Origin of the sequence: Cryobacterium sp. MLB-32 (genome assembly GCF_000738085.1) — a bacterium.
GTDB lineage: Bacteria > Actinomycetota > Actinomycetes > Actinomycetales > Microbacteriaceae > Cryobacterium.
Map to the genome: position 1 here is coordinate 1 of NZ_JPRS01000676.1, position 782 is coordinate 782.

Annotated in this window: 2 protein-coding genes; one reads left to right on the forward strand and one right to left on the reverse strand. The window is 57.2% G+C overall.

From position 1 onward, the window contains the following. The first annotated feature begins 145 nt into the window (after positions 1 to 145). Positions 146 to 433: a DUF1905 domain-containing protein gene (locus tag JF66_RS20830; protein ID WP_035880878.1), complete on the forward strand. Its 288-nt coding sequence runs from the start codon at positions 146 to 148 to the stop codon at positions 431 to 433. A 136-nt stretch (positions 434 to 569) separates the two neighbouring features. Here the strand turns inward: JF66_RS20830 and JF66_RS24840 are convergent. Continuing rightward, the coding region (locus JF66_RS24840; RefSeq protein WP_035880879.1) for a hypothetical protein at positions 570 to 782 on the reverse strand (213 nt) is incomplete at its 5' end.

The window sequence follows — 782 nt, forward strand, 5'->3', positions numbered from 1 at the left end:
GGCCCCAGCGGAATCATCGTGATGTTCGCCCAGGAACTCAAGCCAGCAGCATCGTGAGCAGGGCTGCTCGACTTTCTAGAGCGGGCAACGCGCGAAACTGGTTGCCCATAGGTCGGCTGATGCTTTCTCTGAAATGGAGCTCACAATGAACACCCAGTCAAGCCCACTCGACATCACGTTCACTGCAGTTCTTGGCAAAGTCCGTGAAGGGGACACCTGGACCTGTGTGCAACTGCCCAACTCGGCGGAAGTGTTCAATACTCGAGGGATCGTGAAGGTCGAGGGAACCGTCGACGGCGAACCATTCCGAGGAGCGTTCATGGCCCTCGGCGACGGGACTCATAAGCTCCCGATCGCCGCCCTAATCCGCAAACGCATTAGCAAGACCGACGGCGACGAAGTCATCATCCACCTCGATCGTCGCCTCACCTGAGCTGTGCTTCGACACACGGAAAGGCCCGCAGAGGGTTCCCTATCGGGCATGCTCTGATGGCCAGCTATTCTTCAGGTCTCGCCATTTCTGTGTCCGGACCGATTGCTGTGAGTTCGTCCAAGAGGTCGTGGAGGTGCTACGACTGGGAGAAAAGGTACGCCGGTGCAACGATATAGGCGACGGTGCTGGAATCGGAGACAGCATGAGCAATGGTGCCATAGACCATCTCAATCCCGGCATCGTCGATGACCCCTGGGAACGATGTGGGAAGGTCGACCGCAACAGAGCGTGTTCCGAAAGCATCATCAAAATGGAAGTGGTTCGTGGGCTGATTTTCAACGACGACGTC

What these genes read in the sequence shown, in the direction of transcription:
- JF66_RS20830 (WP_035880878.1), top strand. Translation starts at nt 146, where the DNA reads ATGAACACCCAGTCAAGCCCACTCGACATCACGTTCACTGCAGTTCTT.